The sequence below is a fragment of the Nocardia miyunensis NBRC 108239 genome (assembly GCF_001613065.1).
GTDB classification, from domain to species: Bacteria; Actinomycetota; Actinomycetes; order Mycobacteriales; family Mycobacteriaceae; genus Nocardia; species Nocardia miyunensis.
In genome coordinates, this window is sequence record NZ_BDBQ01000027.1 from 11,938 (window position 1) to 37,626 (window position 25,689).

General features: G+C 67.6%; 20 protein-coding genes, 1 tRNA gene and 1 pseudogene. 10 read left to right on the forward strand and 12 right to left on the reverse strand.

Going from position 1 to position 25,689, the window contains the following annotated elements; translation table 11 throughout:
- The first annotated feature begins 131 nt into the window (after positions 1 to 131).
- Together NM2_RS10505 and NM2_RS10510 are read left to right on the forward strand one after the other, a co-directional pair.
- Positions 132 to 1,262, forward strand: a complete 1,131-nt coding sequence (locus tag NM2_RS10505; RefSeq protein ID WP_157121022.1) for a hypothetical protein — start codon at positions 132 to 134, stop codon at positions 1,260 to 1,262.
- A 7-nt stretch (positions 1,263 to 1,269) separates the two neighbouring features.
- On the forward strand, positions 1,270 to 2,448 hold the full coding sequence (locus NM2_RS10510) for a tetratricopeptide repeat protein (RefSeq protein WP_067667109.1): 1,179 nt from the start codon (positions 1,270 to 1,272) through the stop codon (positions 2,446 to 2,448).
- 44 nt (positions 2,449 to 2,492) lie between these two features.
- Here NM2_RS10510 and NM2_RS10515 read toward each other — a convergent pair whose 3' ends face one another.
- The 7 genes from NM2_RS10515 to NM2_RS47355 form a co-directional block, all read right to left on the reverse strand.
- Positions 2,493 to 4,139: a cutinase family protein gene (locus tag NM2_RS10515; protein ID WP_169816152.1), complete on the reverse strand. Its 1,647-nt coding sequence runs from the start codon at positions 4,137 to 4,139 to the stop codon at positions 2,493 to 2,495.
- Entirely contained in the window at positions 4,132 to 5,397 is a 1,266-nt protein-coding gene (locus tag NM2_RS10520; RefSeq protein ID WP_067667113.1) for a C40 family peptidase, read from the reverse strand. The genes NM2_RS10515 and NM2_RS10520 overlap by 8 nt, the downstream gene beginning before the upstream one ends.
- A 6-nt stretch (positions 5,398 to 5,403) precedes the next feature.
- Positions 5,404 to 6,411, reverse strand: coding sequence for a replication-relaxation family protein (locus NM2_RS10525; RefSeq protein ID WP_067667115.1), 1,008 nt, complete (start codon positions 6,409 to 6,411; stop codon positions 5,404 to 5,406).
- A gap of 106 nt (positions 6,412 to 6,517) precedes the next feature.
- Positions 6,518 to 9,034, reverse strand: coding sequence for a helicase HerA domain-containing protein (locus NM2_RS10530; protein WP_084530686.1), 2,517 nt, complete (start codon positions 9,032 to 9,034; stop codon positions 6,518 to 6,520).
- Positions 9,031 to 10,014, reverse strand: coding sequence for a TRM11 family SAM-dependent methyltransferase (locus NM2_RS10535; RefSeq protein WP_084530687.1), 984 nt, complete (start codon positions 10,012 to 10,014; stop codon positions 9,031 to 9,033). Before NM2_RS10535 ends, NM2_RS10530 begins: the two co-directional genes overlap by 4 nt.
- Positions 10,015 to 10,139: 125 nt before the next feature.
- On the reverse strand, positions 10,140 to 10,988 hold the full coding sequence (locus tag NM2_RS10540; protein ID WP_169816153.1) for a GP88 family protein: 849 nt from the start codon (positions 10,986 to 10,988) through the stop codon (positions 10,140 to 10,142).
- Positions 10,989 to 11,053: 65 nt separating this feature from the next.
- Positions 11,054 to 11,788: a hypothetical protein gene (locus NM2_RS47355; RefSeq protein ID WP_084530689.1), complete on the reverse strand. Its 735-nt coding sequence runs from the start codon at positions 11,786 to 11,788 to the stop codon at positions 11,054 to 11,056.
- 479 nt (positions 11,789 to 12,267) lie between these two features.
- Between NM2_RS47355 and NM2_RS10550 the strand changes: the two genes are divergently transcribed.
- The 6 genes and pseudogenes from NM2_RS10550 to NM2_RS52940 all read left to right on the forward strand — a co-directional run.
- Positions 12,268 to 13,143 (forward strand): hypothetical protein, encoded by an 876-nt coding sequence (locus tag NM2_RS10550; RefSeq protein WP_157121023.1) that lies wholly within the window; start codon positions 12,268 to 12,270, stop codon positions 13,141 to 13,143.
- Positions 13,140 to 13,535, forward strand: coding sequence for a pilin (locus NM2_RS10555; protein ID WP_067667301.1), 396 nt, complete (start codon positions 13,140 to 13,142; stop codon positions 13,533 to 13,535). The genes NM2_RS10550 and NM2_RS10555 overlap by 4 nt, the downstream gene beginning before the upstream one ends.
- Positions 13,536 to 13,645: 110 nt before the next feature.
- Positions 13,646 to 15,562, forward strand: coding sequence for a TrbL/VirB6 family protein (locus NM2_RS10565; RefSeq protein ID WP_157121024.1), 1,917 nt, complete (start codon positions 13,646 to 13,648; stop codon positions 15,560 to 15,562).
- Positions 15,559 to 18,549, forward strand: coding sequence for a PrgI family protein (locus tag NM2_RS10570; protein WP_084530694.1), 2,991 nt, complete (start codon positions 15,559 to 15,561; stop codon positions 18,547 to 18,549). Before NM2_RS10565 ends, NM2_RS10570 begins: the two co-directional genes overlap by 4 nt.
- 89 nt (positions 18,550 to 18,638) lie before the next feature.
- Positions 18,639 to 18,872, forward strand: coding sequence for a hypothetical protein (locus NM2_RS48925; RefSeq protein ID WP_157121025.1), 234 nt, complete (start codon positions 18,639 to 18,641; stop codon positions 18,870 to 18,872).
- 161 nt (positions 18,873 to 19,033) lie between these two features.
- Positions 19,034 to 20,131, forward strand: a pseudogene (locus NM2_RS52940) (recombinase family protein); the annotation flags it as partial.
- Positions 20,132 to 20,795: 664 nt separating this feature from the next.
- On the opposite strand, the gene NM2_RS10580 reads toward NM2_RS52940, so the two are convergent.
- Positions 20,796 to 20,868, reverse strand: a tRNA-Ala gene (locus NM2_RS10580).
- 148 nt (positions 20,869 to 21,016) lie between these two features.
- On the opposite strand from NM2_RS10580, the gene NM2_RS10585 reads away from it, so the two are divergent.
- Both NM2_RS10585 and NM2_RS10590 read left to right on the forward strand, forming a co-directional pair.
- Positions 21,017 to 22,390, forward strand: a complete 1,374-nt coding sequence (locus NM2_RS10585) for an HNH endonuclease signature motif containing protein (protein ID WP_067667129.1) — start codon at positions 21,017 to 21,019, stop codon at positions 22,388 to 22,390.
- 13 nt (positions 22,391 to 22,403) lie between these two features.
- Entirely contained in the window at positions 22,404 to 22,685 is a 282-nt protein-coding gene (locus NM2_RS10590; RefSeq protein ID WP_067667131.1) for a hypothetical protein, read from the forward strand.
- Positions 22,686 to 22,765: 80 nt separating this feature from the next.
- Here the strand turns inward: NM2_RS10590 and NM2_RS10595 are convergent, their stop codons facing one another.
- The 4 genes from NM2_RS10595 to NM2_RS10605 all read right to left on the reverse strand — a co-directional run bounded on the left by NM2_RS10595 (position 22,766) and on the right by NM2_RS10605 (position 25,663).
- A complete protein-coding gene (locus NM2_RS10595) occupies positions 22,766 to 23,506 on the reverse strand; it encodes a DsbA family protein (RefSeq protein ID WP_245717945.1) in 741 nt (246 codons plus the stop codon).
- Positions 23,503 to 23,979 (reverse strand): BTAD domain-containing putative transcriptional regulator, encoded by a 477-nt coding sequence (locus tag NM2_RS52945; RefSeq protein ID WP_084530698.1) that lies wholly within the window; start codon positions 23,977 to 23,979, stop codon positions 23,503 to 23,505. The genes NM2_RS10595 and NM2_RS52945 overlap by 4 nt, the downstream gene beginning before the upstream one ends.
- 129 nt (positions 23,980 to 24,108) lie before the next feature.
- On the reverse strand, positions 24,109 to 24,927 hold the full coding sequence (locus NM2_RS10600; protein WP_067667303.1) for an SAM-dependent methyltransferase: 819 nt from the start codon (positions 24,925 to 24,927) through the stop codon (positions 24,109 to 24,111).
- A gap of 145 nt (positions 24,928 to 25,072) precedes the next feature.
- A complete protein-coding gene (locus NM2_RS10605; protein ID WP_067667135.1) occupies positions 25,073 to 25,663 on the reverse strand; it encodes a TetR/AcrR family transcriptional regulator in 591 nt (196 codons plus the stop codon).
- Positions 25,664 to 25,689: the final 26 nt, after the last annotated feature.

Consider the following 25,689-nt stretch of genomic DNA (forward strand, 5'->3'; position numbering starts at 1 on the left):
CTTTCTCACCAAGAGTTCGCTTTCCTCGGCCGATGAGCTCGCCGCCCTGCGAGCGTCGAAGCGCGCGCGGCTTCGTGCCGAAAAAGGTTGAACGGCAACGCCGTCCCCCTTGGCCGCGCATACTTCTTAACGTGGCTGACGTGGGGACCCTGGACAAGATGGTCCGGCGGGCAGGACTATCCGGCCAGCCGGGCCTTGGACTCATAAGCGTCATCGTCCTCGGGCTGCTGGAGACTCTGGTCTTCAGCATCGGTCTCGGGTCGGAAGCAAAGGCAGCCCTCACTGTCGCGGTCGCTCCGTTGGCTGTTCTGCTCGCATACCTCGCCATCCACAACAGCAGGTTCTGGGATCGACTGGTCCCCGAACCAGACATCGCGGAGAAAGTGCGGCGGCAGCTCGAGAACAGACCGTTGGCGCCGGATGAGGATGAGCGTGTCTACGAAAGAGCAGCGCGCCTGACCAAGGACGCTGGTACCTGGCCCGACGTCGCACAACGCCTGGACGCCGCGAACGCCTTCAGGGCCCTGATCTGGCCGGTGGCGCTCGGCTGTCTCACGGTCACCGCGCTACTCGTCATCCGCCCCAGCGCGGTCACGATCGCGATTCTTGCTATCCTCGTGGTTCTATTTGCCTTGCTGCTCAACAGCTTTCGTGGTACGAAACTCGAACACCTCAATGCCCTGTACCGCAGTGCCCTGAGCATCCTCGCCACCCCGAACTATTACTACTGCTACATCTCCAGCCGAAAGCTCGACCAACTGGTGGGCACATTCGACGTCGAGTCCACAGCAGCAGCGACAGGTGAGGAAGGCCCACAATACGGACCCCCGGGCCTGCGACGGCGGGCCGATGCTGGACCACAACTCGTTGCCCGCCTACAACTAGCGACCCGCAAGCTCGACAGCCAGCCGGGCGGACTGCCGGACCTCACCGAGGCGATCCAGTCCGACGATCACCTCGAGCCAGGCGCGTATCGACACAGCGGGCGATACAAGGCGGTTCGGTATGATGACCGATTCGTCTACCTACAAACCGAGCTTCCCGACACTGTCCTCGAGGTCACCTGCTCGGCCAGCCACTTCAGCTTCAGTGCCGCCGCGGACGGACGCCTGCACATGCACTCCGGCAACGTCGACTTCCTCACCGGCAGAGCGCAACCAGAGTTCCAGGCGATTATCTATCTGACCGACATTCGGAAACCACGGCTGGTCGGTACGCCGCTCTATCTCGCGCTGCCGCTCGAGTCGCGGCTTTCCCTATGAGGCAGAGATGAACGAACAACTGACCACGATCACCGAGCGCGACCGACCGGAATCGTTCATCGGCCGCGTTGTCGAGATCAACTCCTTGCGCTACCGCATCGGCCCAATCATCGGCGAGGGTGTTGAGAAGATCGTCTTCGAACTGGAGGACCTCGAGGACGGCGGGCGAGAAAGAGTCCTCAAGGTCCACCGAAAGCGTAGCGACGCTGCGTATCTCGACCAACTCCGCGAAATCAACGATGTGATGGCCGGCATAGAGCGTGACATGGGGCTTCGGGTGATAGTAAGAGAGCTGCATTTCCTCGGGGACTGGCCGGTCGAGCTCCAAACGCGCATCTTCGGCGTGGAATTCGGCCATGCAGGGCTGCGACTGCGCTCTGGGTCGTCTCAGGTGGACGAAGCTTTCCGACAGATCGAGGAGGATCGGTCGTCTCTGGTGCGTGCGGCTTTCCGGCGCGCCGTGGACCGGTTCAACATCTTCGACTACGAGGCGACTTTGCAGATTGTCGAGCCGGTGCTGGAGACCCATCCGATGCACCCCGACCTGCTGTTCGTCAGCGTCATGGCAACCGCGCGGATGGGGCACTCGGTCCGAGCCGGCCAGCTCGCCAACCAGTGGCTGGAGACCGGATCGAACCCGGATCATCTCGTGCATATGGTCAAGGCCCTGATGGGGACACCGAACACCGCAATCACCTGGTGCTACAAGGCCGTTCGCGTTGTCGACGACACGCTGAAGGTGTGGGAGTTGCTCTGCGAGCTGGAGATCACCCGCTTCGGCCGCGTCGAGCCAGCCGAGCGGGCACGTGCAGAGTTCGCATCGGCCGGTGCGGCACCCGATGTGCTCGCAGGCATCGACGCCCAACTTGAGCGACTCCGTGCTGTGTCGGCGCTGCTCGAGCACTTCAACGATCCCGCGGCAATGGACACACTCGAGTTCGCCGAGGCAGCCCGAACGATGTGGCCCTATCACGTTGGGGTGAATCGCTTGCTCGGCTTATCACGGTACAGCGCAGAACAGTGGCAAGCATGTATCGATCCACTTCGTATGGTCTACCTCTACGAACCCCACGACCCGGAGATCGTCTTCGCACTGGGCAGCGCCCTGCACCACCAAGGTCGGATCGACACGCCGACGAATTCTCGCAAATCTTTCGAATCCGAACCGAAGACGAAGAATCGGTGAGAATTCGAAGTCTTTAGCGAGAACCCACACCGAGGCGAGTGCGGTTATGTGGTGTGGTCGATTTGGTTGGTCAGCCAGTGCAGGGCTTGCCCGGTGGCGGCGGTGTAGCCGTTCTGTATGCCCGAGGCGGTCGAGCGGGCCGCGTCGCCGCCTCGGCGAGCCAGATCGGTCAGCGCGGTGCTGGTGTCGGGGGTGGTGGCAGAGGTGAAGGCGTTGGCGAGCCTGGACAGGTGTGTACCGGCGTCGCCGATCAGGGCCGAGGCCGCGGTGGTGGCGAGATCGGTCGCAAGGGGGATGAACCCCGATAGCGCGAGTGCGGCACCGGCGAGGTCGCCGGTGGTGAGTTTTTGTACTGCGCCCCAGGCGATCTCTTGGGCTCGGCCGATGTCGGCGGCGATGTGCCCGATGTCGAGGTTGGCCAGAATACTGACGATCTGCGCGGCCACGGCGGTCCAGCCGGAAGTATCCAGGGGCGCGGCGAGTGTCAGAGCCTGCGCGACCAAGTGCAGATCGATCTCCGAGACCGTGGTCACCAGCGGGGCGAACTGGTTGTTGAGGTCGCCGGAGACCCGGTGGAGTTCGGGGATGTTGCCGGTGGCGATCAGTCCGGGCAGTTGTGCGAGATCGTTTACGATCGCGGGTACGTCGGCGGCGAACCCGCTCAGCCCCGCAAGGACGGTGACCACCTGATCGATGATTTGCGACGGGTCCAGCTCGCTGGTCGAGTCTTCTGCTGTCGTGGCGGACTCAGGGCCCTGGTCGGTAGCTGAATCTGTTGGCGGGGTGGAGGCTTGGGTGGGGGTGGCGGAGTCGTTACTGGTTGCTGGTGTGGTGGTGAAGGCGCGTCCGAGTGCGGTGAGTGCGGGTGCGGCTTGCGGCGAGGTCGAGCAGGTCAGGTCCGTGGTGGCGCACAGAGTGCGGACTCGGCCGGCGAGGGCACCGAAGTCGCGGTTGCGAGGACCGGCGATGCCCTGGCCGGGCTGGGCGGTCCCGAGTTGCGGGGTGCCCGAGTTGCGGTGCGGGTCGGAGATCAGCGTGACCGCGAGGATCCGCGACGCGGGTAGCGGGCCGTGGCCGGTGCCGATGGCCGCGGCGAGGTCCCCGACGATGCTCGCGCCCCGGGCGTATCCGGCCAGCACGACTCGTGTCGACGAGCACAGACTGGCCAGGGCGGACGAGAGTGCTTGCGTGTCACTGGTTTCCGAGTTTGTGGATGGGCTGTAGGAGGTGGTGGCGGTGAGTGTGCGGATCTCGATGTCCGAGCCGTAGCGTGTGCGCAGGCCCTGCCCGATCCGGGAGAGTATCGCGGCGGGCTGGCTCGAATTGGCGGCGGTGGTGGTGTCCTGGGCGCCTGAGACGAATATCGCTGTCCGGGAAGGGCAACTCGTCGGGGTGGGGGCGGCGGTCGCGGGGCCGACGCCGAACAGGACCAGCGCGGCCACGGTCGCGGCGCACAGCAGGGCGCGCGCGGAACGGCGGGTGTGGTGGTGTGTATGCGGGGGGATGTGCATGGCGGTGGGATCTCCTGCGGTGTCGGGGAATACGAGTAGCGAGGTTTCAGCGCGCTCGCGAGGGGCTGGTGGACCGTGGGCGATGGCCTGGTTCCGACACGCAGCAAGCCTGGAATTCTCCACGGCGTAGCGCCGCGGCGAGATCGGCGTAACAAGGGCGAGGCCGAGATGATCAGTCACGAGAATCTCCCTGCGATGATGTGTAGGTTCTCGTCCTACTTGGCATATGGGCGCGAGCTGAACTGGGGATTCTTTGGTGCTTCTCAACGGATTGGCATGGGTTTTTCTCATCGAAGTGGCACTTTCTTCGCTCGTGGCGCAGTGGACTGCGAATGCGTCGGCGCCAGGCTTGTCGTTGAACGTCCTTGACCTGCGGCGATATCTGAGGTCGGCGGCGACGCGCCAGTCGAACGCCAAATAGGTGAGAAGATGTCAAGAAGCATGAGGACCTACATGATGAATGTCGTTCACTGGGGCGGGTTGCGAGGTAGTAGTCATCGCCGGGATATCGGTAGTTGCTGACCTGGACAGGACTTCCGAAATCGGGTGCGTGCACGATTTTTCCGGCCCCCAAATACAGGGCTACGTGGTGTACTCCGTCGCTGCGGTTGGCGTAGAAGATGAGGTCGCCGGGTTGGAGTTGGCTTTCCGGGATGCGGGGCCCGACGTTGACTTGGTCGTAGGTGGTGCGAGGCAGGGAGATTCCGGCGTGGGCGTAGGCGGCCTGGACCAGGCCAGAACAGTCCCAGCCGCCGCTGGCGGGTCCGTTGCCTCCCCACACGTAAGGTTGCCCCAATTGCGCGCACGCGAACGAGATCGCCTGTGCGGCAACAGTGCTGGCGGCTTGGATGGTGCGGCAGTCGCCGCTGCCGGAGGTGGTGTCGAGCCGGTAGCGGGCCGCTTGGCCCAGGACCTGGTTCACGTAGGCGTCGGAGTGGTTGTAGGTGAAGATCGCCGCGTGCAGGTCTCGGGCGGCGCCGGAGTCGCACAGGTAGTAGGCGGCGGCGTTGATCGCGTCCGACGCGTCGTACCGCGAGGGCGGGGTGGCTCCACCGGCGGGTAACGGGTGCCGGGCGATGACGGCGTCGAAGGTGGACTGTTCGAATTGCATGAGTCCGCCTGCCCCGGCGAAGTTCTCGCCCGTGGACACTCCGGGCAGGGTTGAGCGGCCGTGGTCGGTTTCGACTTTCCCGATCGCGGCGAGGGTCGACCAGTCCAGTCCGGGGCAGTCTCCCGCCGCACGCTGGTAGAGCACCAGCAGATCCGGCGGGATGTCCGCCCGCGCGGCTGGGCTCGGTGTGCTCCCGCCCCCGGGTGTAGGGCTGGGCATCGGGGGTCGGTAACCGCCGAGGGCGGCGACGGTGCCGACGACGGCCGCAATTAGGACCATCAGGAACACGACCGCGGCCGAGCCCCCGGCGAGTGTTTTGACCGGCATCGGGGCTCACCGCAGGTCCGGCAGGATCAGCCGAGTCGGTGGTGGCGCGGGCAGGTCCACGAATCCGGCGATCGTGGCGGGCGAGGCGTGCTCGGCCTCGGCGGTGCCCGGTGCCGGGGTGCGGGTGGGCCAGGCGGTGCTCAGCTCGTGCAGGTGCACCCGGACGGGGCCGGTGGTGTCCAGGGGGAGCCAGACGCGGTCGGCGGGGCTGGGATGCGCCGAGCCCGGGTTCAGCAGGTCGGCGGCGGCGGTGGCGACGGGCACGGTGGCGGGGTCCGGGAGCCGCGCCCAGGTTTCGCGCACGACCTGGCGGGCGGTGCGTTCGCGGCGGCCGGTGGGCACCCAGAACAGGACGGGGGTGGTGACGCCGGTGGAGCGGGCCAGCTCGGCGTAGCCGAGGAGTTTGGCTGCGACGCGGGGCAGGCTGGTGCTGCCGAGGTCGAACTCCAGGAAGAAATCGAGGCGGGTTCCGGTGCGGGTGTAGCGGCCGAAGGCGTCGGGTCTGGCCAGGTCACCCCAGAGGCGGCGGCAGCGGTTCTCGGACCACCATTCGAGCACCGCGGCGTCGGGGTGGTGGCGGGCGGTGGTGGTGAGGGTGGTGAAGAATTCGGCGATTCCGATGGTGTGCGCGAGGTGCAGGCTGTGGGCTACGGCCAGGGTGCGGTGGTGGCGGTAGCCCAGCTCGCGGACCTCGACCCCGGCTTCGGCGGCCAGTACGGCGGCCCCGGCCGGGGCCAGGACCCAGTGCGCGGGTGCGCTGCCCTGGACCCGTAGCGGCCGGAACCGGTCCAGGACCCCGGCGCGGTGCAACGCGGCCAGGCGGCGGCGGGCGATCCCGACGGTCGGGAAGGCCAGGTCGGTGAGTTGGGTGGTGGTCAGCACGCGGTGCTCGTGCAGCATCCGCAGGATCCAGCGGTCGCGGTCGGTCAACCGCGCGGCCAACGCGCCGGCCTCTGGTGGCCGGGTGGGGCGGGGAGCACGCAGATCGGCTTGCCGATCGGGACGAGTGATCATCGCAGAGGGGCCTTTCAGGACAGGAGGCGAATCCCGAAGAGCAGGCAGGAGGCCCGCCCGGCGGCGCTGCGATATGCGCGCCACCGGTGAGGGTTGCCTCGGGTGGTCAGGACAGGCGGGGGTCGCTGGCCGGGGGTGGAGTGCGGGGGTCGAGTTCGGGGCGGTCGTTGGGGGCCGGGGCGGGGCCGGTGTGGCGGGCGCGGACGGCGGCGGTGATCTCGCGGGCGCGTCCGGGGATGGCCGGGGACAGGGGGCGGGTGGCGAGGGTGAACGGGCGTGCTTGCTGGCCGTGTACGAGGAGCCTTGCCGCGGCGTGGTAGGCGTCCAGGTGGGTCAGGTCGTGTTCGGACAGCCACGGTGTGGTGTGGCGGGCCAGCTCGCGGGCATCGTCGGGACTGCACGCGAAGATCACCTTGTTGCGGGCGTTGGCGGAGATCCCGTCCCGCAACTCCCTCGGTAGTTGGCCCAAGTTCTGATGCGCGAGTAGGAGGGACAGGCGCAGGCCGCGAGCCTCGGCGAGCATGTCCTCCACCGGCGTACTGAGGTTCAGGAAGTTGTGCGCCTCATCCAAGATCAAGGACGCGTCGGCGCGGTCGGCTGCGGGGCGGCGAGCGCGGGCGGTGGCGGCATGCCAGGTCCGCGCGACCAGCAGGGATCCGACCAGGCGGCTGGTCTCTTCCCCGAGGGAGCCTTTCGGCAGGCGGGCCAGGCAGATCCCGCCGTCGTCGAGGACGTCGCTGAACTCGATGGTGGAGGGTCCGGCGGCGATCGCGGCGCGCGGGAACGGCCGCAGCAGCACCGCCCGGAGTTTGTTCAGCAGGGGGCCGATGACCTGGGCGCGTCCGGCTTCGGACAGGGCCTCGTAGCTGTCCCAGAACCCGCGCAGGACCGGGTCGGTGGTGGTGCGGGTGACCCGAGCCCGGAAGGCGGGTTCGGTGAGCAGTCGGGGCAGGTCCGCGAGGGTGGCGGTGCCGGGTTGGGCGCACAAGGTGAGCAGGCTCGCGCGCATCACGTCGTCGGTGCGCGGTCCCCACCATTGGGCGAAAATCCTGCGGAAGATCGTCACCAGGTTGTCCACGGCCAAATCCATACGGGCCCGGCCGATATGACCGATGTCCAAGGGATTGACGCACGGGGGTGGGGTGGGGGAGTCCGCGTCGAACAGCACGACCTTGTCGGCGAGCCTGCGGGGTAGCCGGGCCAGGACATCGGTGCACAAGTCCCCTTTGGGGTCCACCACGATGACCCCGCGTCCGGCCTCGGCGTCGTCGAGGATCAGCTGCGCCAGGAGCGTGGATTTGCCTACCCCGGTCGGGCCGAGAATGTGGACGTGGTGGCGGGCGTCGGCGACTCGGACCGCGACCGCACGACCGCTGGGCGAGTCGGCCACACCCAGGGGTTTGGTGTGCGGCCCGGAGATCGGGATCTCCGGCGCCGGAGACAAGGCACGAGCCCCGGCGCGTTGCAGGGCGGGCAGGCTCGGGTCGAAGGGCAGGTGCGCGATCGCGGCCAGCTCGGGCGCCGACAGGACATCACCACGCCCGAGGTACCGCTCACGCAGCGCCCGAGCCAGCCACACCCGCCGACGCCGACGGTAGAAGTTCAGATCGGTGCAGGCTCCGAACACCGTCGCCAGCGCATCCGCGCGCCCGCGCGCCACCGCCCGCTCGCGCCGCACCTGCTCGGGATCGCCGTCGTGTGGCAGCGGGACCGATACCGCGTACCGGACGAGGGTCTCCCAGTGCGGGCCCCGAGCCTTGGCGGCGGCGGCCCGCGCGGCGGCGGTGTACTCCATCGCGCTCTGCCGGTCACCAGCCCCGGTCGAGGCACCCGGTCGCGGGGACCGGGCGGCGACCGGGCCGGGGGCGATCAGGTTCAACACCTCACGCACCAACGCGAAGACCAGCCCGGTGCGGGTGCCGGTGGCCGTGTTGCTGCGGGTGGCGCGCTGGACGCGGCGGCCGGTGACCGGGCGGGCCAGGATCTGCACGCAGGCGGCGTGGCCGGGCGCGAGATCGTCGGCGGCGGTGATCAGGTCCCGCACGAGATCCCCGCTGTAGTCGGTTCGCAACGGCAGCGCCTCGGGACGGCCCAACCGCAGCGCGCCACCGACCAACAGCCGGCGAGTCCCGGCTGTCGAGTCGGGAACGGGTGCCTCGGCAGTCGCGGTGTGGGCGTGCGCGCCGGGCCACGCCGAGGCCACGGCCCGCTCGACCAAGCCCGGCGGGATGCACTCGGGCACCCAGAGCCGGATCGCGGCCCCGGTCTCGGGGGTCATGCTGTATTCGAGTGCCAGATGAGGTTGCCCGAACAAGGCCCGTTTCCAGGCCGGGCGGAGCTGTCCGATCAGGTGCGACCACAGCGTGAGCGCGCCCTTGACCTGAACCTCGGGCGGGGTCAGCACCGTGATCAGCCGCGCATGAGCGGCCAGCCGACGCCGCCGCACCCACACCAGCACCCGCGCCGCGGCGAGCACCCCCGCGACCAGCACCACCGCCGAAACCATCGCAGCAGGAGAACCGAGCGTGTGCCGCGCGGCTGCGGCCACCCCGTGCAGAGCCGCACCGGGGGTGAGGAGAAACCGGGCCAGCCACCCGTGTGGGGAGGGCGCGGGCGCGATCATGCCGCCTGCCCGGGGTACTCGCCCACCCACGCGCCCGAGGCCCGCAACGCCTCCAGGTCACCCGGACGATGGCTCAGTGTCCGTGAACCCGAGCGGGTTTCACGCTTTTGCAGGATGATCACGTCTTCGTGGGCGATCAGATGCAGCGGGAGTCCGCCGCGGCGGTTCTTGACGATGAAGTCCCTCTGCCAGAAGGAGCTGCGGGCGATCAGGTCGCCCTCGGCCAAACGCCCCAGCAGCGCCACGCACCGCTCCACGGGAACCAGTCCGGCCAGGGTGCCGCACGTGGCCAGATAGGCGGGCAGGTTGACCAACTCGGCATGCTGCCGCCACGGGCGCGCGGTGATGACCACGTACCCGCCAGGAGCCAGCATCTCGCCCGCGCTGGACAGGATGCGAGTGAACCCGCTCAACAGGCGCCCGAGGCTGACGTTGGCCAACTGCCCTCGATCCAGCAGCGCCCCGTACCGGTGGTTGTACTTGCGCACCCTCTGCCCGGGGCCCATGTGGACCCGGCCGTGGGTGGAGTCGCCGTAGGGCGGGCTGATGATCACCAGATCCACCCGACCCCGCAGTTCGTCCGGTAGCAGGGCTCCGAGGGCGCGGGCATCGCCGGTGTACACCTGCGCGTCGGTGTCGATCCCGGCCTCGCGGGCCAGGGCGATGTTGTCGCGGGCCACCTTCGCCCATCGCTGCTCGTATTCGACCCCGACCGCGCGGCGGTCCAGATGCACCGCTTCGACGAGGGTGGTGCCGATGCCGCACATCGGGTCCAGCACCAGGTCCCCGGGCCGGGTGTACGCCTGCACGGCGTGACGGACGATCTCGGGCAGCATCTTGGCCGGATGCGCCGCGCTGTCGGGGTGATACCGGCCGCGCCGCTGCACCGCCGGAGCGTTCTGCGCGGTCGCCCACACCGACACCCCGGGCACGCGCCCGGACCCGGCATCGGTGGTGGTGTTGTCGTTGTCGAGAGTCATCGAATGTCCTTCGCGATATCGGAGGGGCGGTTGCGGTACCCGCGCGGATGTCCGGGCGGGCTCGGAGGCGGGCCGGAGGGTCACGACTGCGGCTCTGCCGCGAGATCGGTGCGGGGCGTATTCGCTCAGGCCGCCCGGGGCTGGTCGATCGGGGCCGGTGCACGCCTGGTCGTGCCGGGCTCGACGGTGTCGCGGGTGTTGTCGGCGGCCACGCGCAGGTGCCGCCGGTCCCGGCGGGCGGCGTGATCGGCGTCGACCTCGGCCTGCCATTCGGAGAACCGGCGACCGGACAGCCGTTTGAGGTGGCCGGGAATTCGATTGGCCGGGACACCCACCAGCCGGGGGCCCAGGACCGCGAGCAGATCGCTGGCTTCCTGTGATGCCCATCCGGCGGCGGCGATCGCGTCGTCGTCGGGAAACACATCCGCTACGCGATCCACCGCCGGGTCCAGAGCCGCGTCCTGTGTGCCGCCGTAGGAGTAAACCCACAGCATGTTCTCGGGCGGGTCCGGCTCGACGAGGCGACGGAACCGGGCGACTTCCTTGGTGTACGCGTAGAAATTCACGTCGGGCCGGGCGCGGCAGATCCGCAGCCACGCCAGCAGATAGGCGTCGGAGAAGAAGTCGCCCGCGTCGTGGATCCTGATCCAGCCGCCGTGGAATTTCGCGGCACCCAGCTCGGCGACCATGGCGGCTTCCCAGCCGGGCAGGTCGTCGAGCACGAACATCAGGTTTCCCTGATGTTTGGCGCGCACGACCGGCCACATGTAGGTGCCGGTCAGGGCGTAGCACGCCTGCGCGCAGACTCCGGCGCTGGGGCAGGTGTTGTATGTACGGCCATCCGGCAAACGACCGGCCCATGCGGGCAGAGACCAGTTCCACACCCCGATCTGCCGCATTTCGCGGTTCTGTGTGAGCAACCGCGCAGGACGGCCACCCTTTCCGGACACGGGCACGGGCTGTGATGCAGACATGGGTATCCCCTTCGATCAGTGAGGCGGTGACAACGGAATTGGCGCGCGATGTGCCGCGCGAGTGCTCAGGCGGCGGACGAGGTGGAGCCCAGCTCGCGTTCCCGCGCAAATCCCTGGGGTTCGGACGAACTCCCGTAACTCCGGGGCCGCAGGAACACGTACACGTCGGTGTGCACGACGGTGTGCACCGTGGCGGTGGCGTCCTCGGGTGCGGGTGTGCCGGGACAGTGCGGGCCGACGGCGTCACCGGTCAACGGGACGGCGATAACGTGCTGGAGGTACAGCAGATCCACGGCTTGGGCGGCGGCCACGACGGCAGCGGCGGGATCAGCCAGCACACCCGTAGCGCTGTGGGTGCAGCGGGCGAGCACCACCAGCAGCCCGCCCTCGCTCAGCTGCGCGAGAGCGAGCCCGGCGACCCGGTCCGCCGCCGCCACCGGGTCGGGGTGCGGGGCGAGCAGGCTCGCCACGACCAGGTCGGCCGAGCGGTCCGTGCCGGGGATTCCGAACTCGATCCCGCCCTCGCGGCCCCGGTCGCTGATCGCGGCCAACGCTGCTGAACTGTCCGGCGGCATCAGCGCCAGCCGCCCCCGCGTGACAGGCGCGGGCGAGGGCACCAGCAGGACCCGGTCCCCGGGCGCGGAGAATTCGTCCACGGCGCGCGAGAGGATCGGTCCGGGCCATTGGTTATCGGGATCGATCGGCGTGCTCCCAGCGGCCCACACGGTGGAGGGGATCACCACCGTGGCGGTGCTGCGCGGGGATCGGGCAGTGCGGCGATACGAAGGCTGCGCGGTCATACCGGGGTACTCCTGACGGGGGGTTCGAGAGAATTGGTCTTTCTACTTACTTAATTCCACGAGACCCCCCATTTCGGGACACCGCTTACCCGAAAAATCCAAAAATATTCCGAGCGCGACACAGCTCCGGGAATGGCTAGCGGAAAGTGTCAGCCGCCGGAGAACCCCGCCGAAAAGAATGTGAAAAATTTTTCTGACCGGCCCCTCGGGTGCGGTGTGGCGTGCGGGGGACAGTGCCCCCGGCGTACCCCCGCTGATACCCCATGCCTGGTAGACAGCATATTTGTGTGGGCGGTGGTGGAGTCGTCCGGGTCGGGTCTGGCGTTCGTGTACGGCGGGGTCGGGGGTATCGCGGAGGTATGTTCGAGGTATTTCCGAGGTACGTCTGGGGTATTTTCGGGGTAATTCGGGGGTAAGTGTCTGGTGCCCTTGCGCGGTCGGAAAGTCTCGCCTTTTCACCGAGCAAGGAGTTCATGGTGATGGATTCACAAGACAGCGATTGCGGGCGCGAGGATTCATGGCGCTGGCAACGGTTCGAAGACAAATCACCGTTGCAGGTGGCGTGGTCGGCATTCGACCGGATCGCCCGCGAGCCGGTGCTCACCGACTCCTGGCCGGTGCCGGGGCCGGGGGTGCGCTCATGGGGGGAACTGCGCGAGCAACTGCTGGATCCGTCCCGCGCGTTCGGCATGGTCGACGCCATCTGGCGATGGCTGATCGACCGAGCACGCCAACGCTGGCACGAGCGCGGTGGGCAGGCGGTGACGGCGTGCGTGGGGCTCGCGGTGCCGATGCTGGTCGAGCTCGCCGGCCGATTCACCGCCTCGGGCAGCGAGCCCCGCGGCGAGCTGGAGTCCGAGATCCTGACCGGGTTCATCGAACAGGTCCACGCGATCGACCTCGATCCGCCGCACCTGTGGTCCCGGCTGTGGTCCGCGATGGCGCACCTGGCCCGTTCCTGGGCACGGACGCAATCGAGCGCACCCCGCGCGACCGACCTGGACGACCAGGACCTGGCCTCCTCACCCGTGCAACTGGTGCAGGCCCCGCCAGGGCACCCGGAGCTGTTGCTGGCCGACGCGGTCGCCGACGGGGTCATCACCGCAGACGCGGCCGAGCTGATCGCGCTGACCCGATGGGAGTCGCGGTCGATGATCTCCGTCGCCGACCAGCCTCGCGGCGCAGCCTCGTACGAGAACGTCCGCAAACAACGCTGGCGTGCCGAAAACAAACTCGTGCCCTGGCTGATCGAACGCCTCGCGGACCCGGACTCAGCAGCGGCCAGCGCCCCCGAAACCCGCACCACACCGGCTGACGTGGTGGCAGGACAGCGGGAGGTGCGGCGATGCGCATGACCCGACTCCCCGACACCATGTCCGCCGTCCTGGGCCGCATCCGGCTCGCACGGGTCCGACGTCCGGTCCTGGCCATCGCGTGGGCGGTGGTGGCCGTGCTGGCGGTGCTGGTGTTCGTGGCCGGTCCCGCCGCAGCGGCGACACCCCCGGTACAGGTCGCCTCGTCCCTGGATGAAGTTCTCGATCATGCGCGCAATTGGCTGATCGGCATCCTGAGTGCGGTGGCCACGGTCTGCCTGACCGTCGCGGGCGTGAGATACGTGATCGCCTCGGGCGACCCGGGCGAGCTGGAAAAGGCCAAGGCCGCATTCCGCGCGGCCTGCCTCGGCTACGTCGTGGCGATGCTCGCCCCGGTGATCGTCGCCATCCTCAAATCGATCGTGGCGGCCTGATCATGACTCCCCACACCATCACCAGGCCCACCGCTACTGGGCCCGCCGCCGCACCTCACCCGGGGCGGTGGAGGCTGCGCGCCGTCGCGATGGCCGTGCTAGTTCTCGCGGTGGCTGTGCTGGCAGCGTGCACCGCCAGCGACGCGGGCGCGCAGCCACCGAGCCCGCCGCCGTCTCCGGCAGCGATCGAGACCCCGCCCGTGCCGCCCGCGGACCCCATCCGGCCCTCCGCCCCGCAGTCGGTCTCACCCACACCCACTCCCAAGTCGCCGGGCACGGTCAGCCCGGCCCCGGTGACCCCGACCCCGGCCACTCCGGGACCGGACACCCCGAACCCGGCCGCGCCGAATCCCGCGTATCCGGGTGGAGTCAACCCGAATCCGGTGACCCCGCAGATCCCGGACTCGGTGACCCCGACCCCGGCCTACCCGGACGACACCGACCCGAACACGCCGAGCACGCCGGACTCCTCGGGGGACGGGCAGACCAATTGCGGGCTGACGAACATCTCGGGGTGCGTGGAGAAAGCGATCAATGGATTCTTCGCCAGTCTGGTCGCCTCGGCGCTGAACCCGCTGCTGGACGTGTTGTCCCGCACCCTGCTCACCACCCCCAACCCGGCCGATCTCCCGCAGATCGGGGAGTTGTGGAACTCGTCCTGGGCGCTGGTGCTGGCGATGTATGCGCTGGTGGTGATGGCCTCGGGTGTGCTGCTGATGGTCCACGAGACCGCGCAGACGCGGTGGTCGGCCCGCGAGCTGGTCCCGCGCCTGGCGATCGGGTTCGGTGCCGGTGCGCTCAGCATGCTGATCGCCACCGCCGCAATCAGATTCGCCAACACCCTGGCCCAAGCGGTGGGCGGTCACGGGGTCGACCCGAACACGACCGGCGCGGCACTGCGGCAACTGGTCGAACTCGACACGACCCAATCCACGACGTTCCTGATCATGCTCCAGCTCGCGCTCGTGGTGATCGTGGTGATCTTGCTGGTCTCGTATGCGGTGCGCGTCGCGATCACCATCGTCCTGGTTGTCGGAGCTCCATTGGCGCTGATGTGTCACGCCTTGCCCGGGGTCGAGGCGATCGCGCGGTGGTGGTGGCGCTCGTTCGGGGCCTGCTTGGCGATTCAGGTGGTGCAGTCGCTGGTGCTGGTCACCGTCGTGCGGGTGTTCCTGACTCCAGGGGGATGGAACATCTTCGGCCCGAACGCCAATGGTCTGGTGGACCTGATCATGGGGATCGCGCTGATGGGAGTGCTGGCCAAGACCCCGTACTGGCTGCTGTCCACGTTGAAGATCGGCCAGAGTCGCACTCTGGCCGGATCGGTCATCCGCAGCTATCTCACCTACAAGACCCTCGGCCTGCTCAAAGGTGCAGGCGCACCGAAGGCCAAGCCGAGCGAGAAACCCAAGCCGACCCGCCGCCGCCCGCTCAAGCGGCCCGCCCAGCCCAAGACGGCGGACCCGTACGCGCGGGTGCGCGCCACCCGCGACGGGCAGCTCATGCTGCCCCTGGAAGGGGTACGCCGAGTCCCCCGCAAACCCTCGCCCCCAGCCTCCCCGGCCACGGCACCCAAGCCCGCGGCGACTCGGGCGCCGCAGGGCCGTCAGCTCGCGTTCGACTTCCGTCCGCCGGACCCGTACCGGGGGATCCGCGCCGGATGCGACGGTCAATACCGGCTGCCGATCCCGGTGACCCGCGCACGCCCAGCCTCCGCCCCGGCCCCGGCCCCGGCGCCGCCCGCCTCGTCACCGTCACGAACTCGGACCTCGCCCCGTGAGCGCGGCAAGCAGTTGGCGTTCGAGTTCACCCCACCGGACCCGTATGCGCGTCTGCGGCCGTTGCGGAACGGTCAGTACCCGCTGCCGATCCGCGTCGCTCGTGTCCGGCCCGCCCCGGCCTCGAGCACGCCACCCCCACCCCCGGCACCGGCCCCGGCATCGGGGTCCTCGCAGGGGCGGCAGCTTCATCTGCCGTTGCCGGATCTGCCCGTGCGCCGCCGTGCACCTAAAGGAGGCTCTCGATGACGACCCCCGTGCGTATTCCCGCCGATGTCGAGCGGGGCGACAAGTTGCTCGGCCCGTTCACCGCGCGGCAGGTCGCTGTTCTGGCGGTCACCGTGCTGGGCTTGTATGCGGCCTGGAACCTCACCCGGACGGTGATCGCCCCTCCGGTGTTCCTGGTCGGTGCGGGACTGATCGGCACCCTGGTCACGGTCGCGGTCCTGGTCCGCCGCGATGGCCTCTCGGCCGACCAACTCGCCTGGGCCGCGATCGGCCAGCGGCCCCGGCACCTGGTACCCGCCCCCGAAGGGGCCGACCGCATCCCGGCCGCGCCCCGCTGGATCACCCACCGCGCCGCACGGGGCCAGCCGCGCCCACCGGCCCCCGCCGGGTTGTCGGCGCAGGCGCTGCGCCTGCCGCAGACGGTCACAGCCGGTGGAGGCGAGATCGGTTTCGTCGACCTCGTAACCGATGGACTGGCGATCATCGCCGCCGCCAGCACCATCAACCTGTCGCTGAGGACAGCGACCGAGCAGGACAGCCTCGTCGCCCAGCTCACCGGCTGGCTCCACACACTGCGCCAACCCGTCCAGATCCTCATCCGCTCCGCCCGCCTGGACATCACCGGCCACCTGAGCCGCCTCGACACCGCCTCGGCGGACATGTCACCCGACCTCGCCGCCGCCGCCCACGACCACGCCGGGCACCTCGCCCACCTGGCCGCGAACGAAAACCTGATCCACCACCAGATCCTGCTGGTGTGGCGCGAACCGACCACAACCCCCACCGGCGGACTGTCGCCGACCGCGACACTGAGCGGTCTGTTGCCCGGCCGCCGCCGGGCCCGCGTCCGCCTGTCCGCTGCCGCGCGACGCGCGGCCGAATCCCGGCTGCTGCGCCGTCTGAGCGAAGCCACCGACCTGCTGGCCCCGCTCGGAGTCAGCGTGACCGCCCTGGACGAACAGCAAGCGGGCGCTGTACTGGCCAGCTGCACCAACCCCGGCAGCCTCGTACCCGCCACCGCCGACACCGCCGACCGCGATGCGATCATCACCACCGACCCCACCCAATACCCCGACCCCGACGTCGCCGACACCCTGCCCGACACCCCGGCAGCGGGCATCGTCCCGGAGTCGCTGTCGATCGCAACCCGGCACCTCGAAGTCGGCTCGGACTGGATCGCCACCCTCGCCGTGACCGGATACCCCCGCGAGATCACCGCCGGATGGCTCGGCCCGTTGCTGTCGCACCCCGGGCGGGTCGATGTCGCCGTGCACGTCGACCCGATCGACCCGGTCACCGCCGCGACCCGGCTCAAGCACCAGTTCGCCCGGCTCGAGTCCTCCCGCATGCACGACACCACCCACGGACGGCCCGCCGACCCGCAGGTCGAGGTCGCCGTCGAAGACGCCGCCGACCTGGCAGCAAGGGTCGCGCGCGCCGAGGCACGCCTGTACCGGGTCGGGATCTACCTGACCGTGCACGCCGACTCGCAAGACGAACTCGCCGACGAGGTCGCCGCGGTGCGGGCGCTGGCCGCGAGCCTGCTGATGGACACCTGCACCCTGGCCTACCGCACGGCCCAAGCCTGGACCAGCACACTGCCGATCGGCCTGGATCTGATCGTGATGCGCCGCACCTTCGACACCGGTGCCCTCGCCGCGGCATTCCCCTTCGACTCGCCACAACTGCCGACCCTCGACCCGATCGCGGCCAGCCGACCCACAGGAGTGCTCTACGGACGCGACGCCGCCGGAGGCTTAGCGTTCGTCGACCGATTCTCCGCCGACGCCCACAACCACAACATGGTCGTCCTGGGCCGCAGTGGGGCCGGGAAATCGTATTTGATCAAGACCGAGATCCTGCGTTCGCTGTATCGCGGTATCGAGCAGATCGTGATCGATCCCGAGGACGAATACCGGGCGTTGGCCGAAGCGGTGGGCGGTGTCCACATTCCCCTCGGCGAGCCCGGGGTGCGGCTCAACCCGTTCGACCTGGACATCCACACCCGCCCCGACGGCCGCCGCACCGCCCCACGCGACGCATTGAACCGTCGAAAACTGTTCCTGCACACCCTCATCCGAGTCCTGGCCGGGGAACCCACACCCGCCCAACGCGCCGCCCTGGACACCGCCCTGACCGCCACCTACACCGCCGCCGGGATCAGCCCAGACCCCGCCACCTGGACCCGGCCAGCGCCGACCCTGAGCATGCTGGCCGAACAACTCACCCACCTCGCCACCCCAGCCGCCGACGAGCTCGCCACCGCGCTGCACCCCTACGTCGGCAACGGCACCCACGCTGGACTGATCGACGGCCCCACCACCACCCCGGACGGCCCGATGATCGTGTACTCCCTGCGCCAAGTCCCCGACGAACTCCGCACGATCGCGACCCTGCTGGTCCTGGACGCGACCTGGCGGCGCGTCAGCGACCCGGCAACCCGGCGACCCCGGATGGTCACCGTCGACGAGGCATGGCTGCTCATGCGCCAACCCGCCGGAGCCGCATACCTCTACCGGGCAGCGAAAAGCTTCCGCAAGTATTGGGCGGGGCTCAGCGTGGCCACCCAGGACTGCGCCGACATGCTCTCCACCGACCTGGGCCGCGCCATCGTCGCCAACGCCGCCACCCAAATCCTGCTCCGCCAAGCCGTCTCCGCCGCCGACGAAATCGCCACCGCCTTCCAGCTCTCGGACGGAGAGAGACAATTCCTACTCACCGCCGCCCAAGGCAGCGGCCTCCTGGCTGTCGGCGGCACCGACCGTGCCGTGTTCGCCTCTCTCGCCTCACCCGCCGAACACGCCTTGATGACGACTGATCCGAGCGAACTCACTGCCTTCGACGAGGACAGCGACGATGTCGATATCGAAGTCGATCTCAGCGGGCTGCCGTCGCTGCGACCATTCACCGACCCCGCCAACGACAACGCCGACGACGCAGACCGCGACACCGCCAACGACACCGATACCGAGAGGGACGTGTTCATCGACGTACCGGACGCGGCATGAGCCAGATCCTTGCCATCAGGACAGACGTCCGTCTATCGCCGACTCAACGACGCCATGCCCGACGCGTAACAAACGAAGGAAGCCCAGCCATGACTTCACGAAAAGGGCGTCACAAGAAAAGGCAATCCGAAATCAGCTATCACCGGGTTGTAGTACGCGGTTCTCGCCACGACCCACCAGACGCTCGCAAACTGGCTGCGGTGATCGTCAGCCTGGCCGAATCATTTGCGTCCATCGATGACGAAATGAACTCGACCACACCTGACGAGACAATAATCTCGATCGACGACGATCCGCCAGAAGGACATTTGAAGGTGGCATAGAAATATCGACAGATTTGATAAAATAAAATATCTGTCTGATATAACGGCAGATAGCGACACTCTTGTTTCCGTACGAATAGATCCGCTCGACATCCCGAGGTCGGGTGATGCTTCCGTGCAGTCGAGACCGCTGTTTGCGACCGAAAAAGAAGGAGTGCTTCATGGCCAGTGCTTACGCGGAACTCGACGACGAGTGGTCTCCGGAAGAAGTCGCCGCCACAACTGCCCACACCGTGTCGACGACGGCGGTGGAACCGGGAACCCGGGCAGTCATCTACTTGCGAGTGTCCTCGTCCGGTCAAGTCAAGACCGACTACGATCCCGAAGGTATCTCCATTCCCGCCCAGCGCGTCAAGTGCCAGAACAAGGCGGAACAACTCGGCCTGACCATCGTGGACGAATACATCGAGCCGGGACGCACGGCGACCGAAATGTCGAAACGAGTTGCTTTCCAGCAGATGCTGTCCCGTGTACGCACCGCCCGCGATGTCGACTACGTCATCGTCTACAAGCTGTCCCGCATGGCGCGTAACCGTCTCGATGACGCTGTTGTCATGGCGGATCTCCGCAAACGTGGCGTCACGCTCGTGTCGGCCACCGAGAATATCGACGACTCACCCGTTGGTCAGCTCATGCACGGCATCCTGGCCACCTTCAACGAATACCAATCGCGCGAATCCGGAGCCGACATCGCCTACAAGATGGGGCAGAAGGTCCGCAACGGAGGCACCATCGGCCGCGCCCGCCTGGGCTACCTGAACGTGATCGACCGATTCGACGGCCGCGAGATCCGCACCATCGCCGTCGACCCGGAACGCGCGCCGCTGGTGAAGCTCGCCTTCGAGTTGTACGCCACCAACGCCTACACCCTCGACGAGTTGTCCGAAGAACTCTACGACCGTGGCCTTCGGACCCGGCCCACCCTGAAACATCCCGCCAAACAAGTATCGATCAACAAGCTGTCCCAGATGCTGCGGGACCGCTACTACCTCGGTTACGTGCACTACGACGACGAGGAAATCCGGGGCCGCCACGAGCCCCTGATCGACGAAGACCTGTTCGAACGGGTTCAAGACGTCATCGACTCGCGCACCACAGCCCGCGAGCGTCGGCGGGTGCATCACCACTACCTGAAGGGGTCGCTGTTCTGCCAGCGCTGTAAACGAGTCGGCATCACTCAGCGCATGATCGTCCAGCACGTCGTCAAGTCCCGGGGCACCGAATACACCTACTTCTTCTGCCGCAACAGACAGAACGGCACCTGCGACGCACCGCACATCAACGTCGCGCTCGTCGAAGACGCGGTCGAAGCCCACTACGCCACTGTTCGCTTCAGCCCGCAGTTCATCCTGGAAGTCCGCGCGCACATCGGCAGTGTGGTCGAGGAGCAGGACGTCGCCGAGCGGCTACTGCACAAGCAACTCGCTGCCGAACTGCAAGTACTGGACACCCGCGAAGACAATCTGATCGAGTTGGCCGCCGACGCCACCACACCGCAGCCCAAGATCAAAGCCAAACTTCGCGAGATCGCCCGCGACCGCCAACGCCTGACCCAGCGGATGACCACCACAACCGAGAACCTGTCCGACAGCGCCAGACTCATCGAGATGGCACTCGAACTACTCGAAGACCCACAAGCGTTATATCGCCGATGCAACGATCAACAGCGTCGGATGCTGAACCAGACCATCTTCCACGCCCTGTACATCGACGACGAACAGATCACCGACCACAGCATGCGCGAACCATTCAGCCGTCTCCACGCCATCCAACACGCCCGGCGAACCAACCAACCCGCCCCCGCCGACCCGAACGCCCAGCCCCCAGAAACCAGCAACGCCACCCCTTCACAAGGAAGCGGTGGCGTTGACGTCCTGCTGCACGGCATTACTTTGGGGCCGTGTTCTAGTAAGACCCCCAAGGTGGAGCTAAGGGGACTCGAACCCCTGACCCCCACACTGCCAGTGTGGTGCGCTACCAGCTGCGCCATAGCCCCGTGGTGTGCTTCCGGGTGTTCCCCTTCGGCTTGAACGAAGTTACACCACGCGGGTAATTGCTACCAAATCGCCTGGATAACGGGGTGGTGGAACGGGTGTTCGAAAGGTAGAGTCGAACACATGTTCGATAGCGGAGAGCTTCGGGGGATGACTGATGAGGGGCTGCTCGACGCGGTGCGGCGGGCGCATGGGGCGGCGGCGTTCGCGCAGGCTGCCGAGGTGCTGGCCGTGCGGGAGTTGTATCGGCGGCGGGCGGAGCAAGGGGTGGAGTTCGCCGCGGCTGAGGCGTCGATGGCGGTGCAGATCTCCGAGGCGGTTGCGGCGGGGCTGATCGATATCGGGATCGGGCTCGATCGGCTGCCGCGGATTCGGGAGGCGTTCGTCTCGGGGCGGATCGATCTGGCGCGGGCGCAGGTTCTGGTGGAGAACGTGCGGGATCTGCCGGAGGAGTTGCTCGCCGATATCGAGCCGACGCTGATCGAGGTAGCGGAGCGGCTCCCGCCCGCGCGGCTGCGGCAGACGGTGCGGCGTTGGGTGGCCAGGCTCGATCCCGCGGGGGAGCGTCGTCGGCGCGAGCGGCGCGAGGGCGATCGTGATGTGCGCATCAAGGCCGTGCAGGACGGTATGGCGGTCTTCGACGGTCTATTGCCCGCGGTGGGCGCGCAGACGGTCGCGATGCGTTTGCGCGAGATGAGTCTGCAAGTGTGCCAGGCCGATCCGCGCACGATGCCGCAGCGGCGAGCCGATGCGCTGGTGGCGCTGGCCGATGGCTCACAGCGCCTGCGTTGCGCCTGCGGCCGCGGGAAAGGCTGCACCGCACCGGAATCCGAGCCGTCACGTCGGCCGTTGATCCAGATCGGCGTGCCCGCCGAGACGCTCCTGGGCGAGGGGGATGCCCCGGCTCACCTGTCGGGCTATGGCCCGATCGATGCGGCGCTGGTCCGCCGGATCGCGGAATACGCTCGGTTCCAAGTGATTCCGGAGCGAATCGAGGATCCGACCAGCCCGGAGGAGTCCGCTCGGCCCGATCCGGCGCAGTGGCAGGAGCGGGATGTTCGCGCGCTCGACGGGATGTGCCGTTTTCCGGGGTGCACCATGCCGTCGTCGGAATCGCTACTGGACCACAGTGTTCCGTTCGATGCCGCGCGCCGGGGGACGGTCCTGGCGAACCTCGCCGTGTTGTGTACACGTCATCATCGTCTGAAGGCGGCGGCGGATCGGGGCGAGACGTCGTGGCGGATCCACCGCGTCGATGCCGATCGGCTACGCTGGAAGAGTCCCACCGGCGATGAGCACACCACCCTCCGCGAGGGTGAGCGATATCTGTTTCCGCGCACCGATATCGAGGCGTTCGATGCCCTATGGCCCTGTCCCGCAAGTGTTTCCGCACCACCGCACCCGTCCACCGTCGACCTGACCTATCCGATCGAACATGGCGCGTTCGTCCGTCCGGAGCTGGCATCCATGACGCCCGAGAACGAGCCGCCAGGCTGCCTTGTTATTGAAAATCCAAGTCGCTGAGGGGGATTCACTGATGCTCGCCTTGCAGCCGGACGTCCGTCCGGTAGCGATCCACAGGACACCGCACATGTCGCATCCGGACCGCCCGCCGGCGCCGACCGTCATCGACGTCGCCGTGGAACGCGAACGAATCGCAGCGCTCGACAAGCTCCGCCGTCGCCTGGAATCCGAACTAGACCGGACTCCCGCGGGATCCGGCTACGCCGCGATGGCCGGGCAACTGCGCGAGACCGTCAACTCCATCGCCGATGCGCGCAACCGGGTCTACGAGGCGCTGATCGATGAGGATCCCTGACCCGGAGCGTGTCCGCGGGGTCCATGGACACCGCCCGGGCGGCTGGGGTTGCCGTCCGGGCGGTTCGGCGCCGAATACGGCTATTTCGAAAGGCTGGTCACCCAGGTCGAGCTACCGAGGTCCACGTTCGTGCTGCCCTGGAGCACGGTCGGGGTTTGCACCTGTCCGACGGCGCCCTTGAGAGCCGTCATCGCCGTCTCGGCGTGGTCGCGTGCCTCGTCGACGCGGTCGCCCTTGGCGATGCACTGCTGCACGTCCTCCGAGGCGCCCGCATCCTTGGCGATCGCTGCCAGCTGATCGTTGCTGAGGCTGCCCCCCTGCTCGCTGGGCTGTTTGGTGGTGAACAGCGCCTGATGGAATTTCGAGAACGCCGGGCCGTCACCCGCCGAGGCGACACAGTCGCTGGCCGCGATGGCGCGGGTCGAATAGTCCTTGGTGCCCGACTCCGAATCCAGGAAGTTCACCATCCGATACCGCACGGCGAGGTTGCCCGCATCGATCTCCTTGGCGATCTGCTGCCCGTAATAGTGTTCGAGCGATCCGCAATTCGGGCACAGCGGATCCTCGTACATATCGATCGTCTTCGCCGGATTGGTTTTACCGAGCACGATCGCGCCGTCCGAGTCGAGCAGCGCGCTCACTGCCGGATCGTGCACCGGGCCGTACCCGTCTTCCTGGACCTTCTGACTATTGCTGCTGCTCGAATGCATCGCATACGCCACGATCGCCACGATGATCACGACTGCGACGCCGCCGAGAATGTAGGCGGTGCGGCTGGACATCGGTCGCGGCTGATATGTCGACCCGGGGGAGGAGTTCACGGTCTCCACTCTGCCAAAGCGGCCGCGTCGGCCGGAACCCGACGTGGCCGCTTCCTCGGCCCCTTCCTGGGACGGTTCGTCGGCGAGCCATCGATCCGAGTACCTGCCAGGTTTCGCAGGTTATCCCGCTGCGGTGATATCTGTTGTTTCCCAGTGCCCGCGCGCCTGGCGGGTGTCAGGACAGGCGATCTGTATCGAGGGCGCAGAGTTTCGAGCGGATCGGCGAGGCGGCGACGTAGCCGGTGATGGTGCTCCAGTGCGTCAGCCTGGCGACCGCTGCGGTGGAGGACGATCATCGTCTGACTGGCCACTCGTTCGTTCAACGGAGACTGCGCTGTGTGGGCGGACAGGCTCGGGAGCAGGTCGGAGTGTCGGCCACAGCGCAGTGCGGCGTAGATGTGGTCGAGTTCGGCGACCATTCGCTCGTCGTCCAGCGTGGGTCCGATCGGTGTCGGGCGTTGCCGGGAAGACAGGCCGGGCTTGGTATTACCCCGGGCCCGACCTGTCCGGGCAAGCCGACTTCGGCTGCCCGCCGTTCCGTGACACCGTCGCCGGACGTGTCGCGGATCGGGTGGGGCAGCTCTCGAACCCGTTGCGGGGGTTCATATTTTGCGGGCGACCCCGGCGTAGAACTGGACTTGATTGTCCATTTTGTCCGGTGGCGCGATGGCGGGTCGCCATTTGTGCGGGGTGGTCAGGGCGGGTTCGACCCATTCCAGGCCGGTGAAGAAGCGGGCGAATTCGTCTCGGGTGCGGATCTGGCCCGGCATGCCGGATTCGTGGTAGATCCGTTCGACTTCCGCCATCTCGGGGCCGAAATCCGGTGTGGCGTGGGTCATTACCAGATAGGAGCCGGGGGCGAGCGCCGAGAGGAGATGACCGACGATCTCATAGGGGGAGTGTTCATCCTCCACGAAATGCATCACGGCGATCAGCGACAATGCGATCGGCAGGGTCGGGTCGAGGGTTTCGAGCAGTTCGGGCGCGGTGAGGATCGAGTCCGGCTTCCGGACGTCGGCGTGCACATATGTGGTGCGGCCCTGCGGAGTACTGGTCATCAATGCCCGAGCGTGGGCGAGGACCAGTGCGTCGTTGTCCACGTAGACCACCCGCGCCGCCGGATCGATCCGCTGCACGACCTGATGCAGATTCGGTTCGGTGGGAATGCCGGTCCCGATGTCCAGGAATTGCCGAATGCCCTGTCCCGCGCAGAATTCCGCGGCTCGCAACATGAAACTGCGATTCTGCCGCGCGGTCACCCGTACATGCGGATGGACCTGTTCCGAACGTGTACCGGCGCGGCGATCCGCCTCGTAGTTGTCGTGCCCGCCGAGCCAGTAGTCATAGACCCGTGCGGTGTGCGCGAGTTGAGGATTGAGCTCCGGGAACTCCACAATCAAGAACTGTAACTCGAAATCCATTTGGTACACCACCATTCCGCCGGAGGGAGTTCGCGATGCCCGGTTCGAGCGTGATCACCTCGCACACTCTGATCGACGATGTCCTGCAACGCTATTCGGATTCGAACTACCCGCGCGCGATTCCACACGTGCAGTGCGGATCTACTCAGCGGATACCGGTCGGTTTGCGTAGCCCGTTGAGGACGATGTCGAGCAATCCGTCGAGGTGATCGGATTCGGCGGGCTGGCGGGAGAGGGCGAGGAAGATCAGCGCGCCGATCAGTGCGTCGGCGGCGGCGAGATGGTCCGCGTCGGGGCGTAGTTCGGCGTCGGAGGCCAGTCGCTCGCGCAGGTGTTCGCGTAGCGGACCGGTGAAGTGGGTGTACAGGCGCGTCGCGGCGGTGTCGTCCACGGCCGCCGCGCCGGTGAGGGCGCGGGAGAGGGTGCGGCCGATGGGGGAGGCGATTTGCTCACGGAATGCCATGAGCCATTCGCGCAATGCCACGGCGATATCGGATCCGCTCGGTTCGGGTAGGGGCGGGGTCGGGATGAAACCGTCCAGGACCGCGTCGACCACTACCGCGGCCTTCGACGACCACCAGCGGTAGATCGTCTGTTTCCCGACGCCGGCGCGGCGGGCGATGCCGTCGAGTGACAGCCGGTCGTAACTGTCGGTTCGCAGGATGTCGCGCGTCGCCTCGAGGATTGCCCGGCGGGACGCCTCGTTGCGTTTGGGGCCGCGGCGGGACTGGGTCATGGCCGCAAGCGTACGAGGCGTGTAGT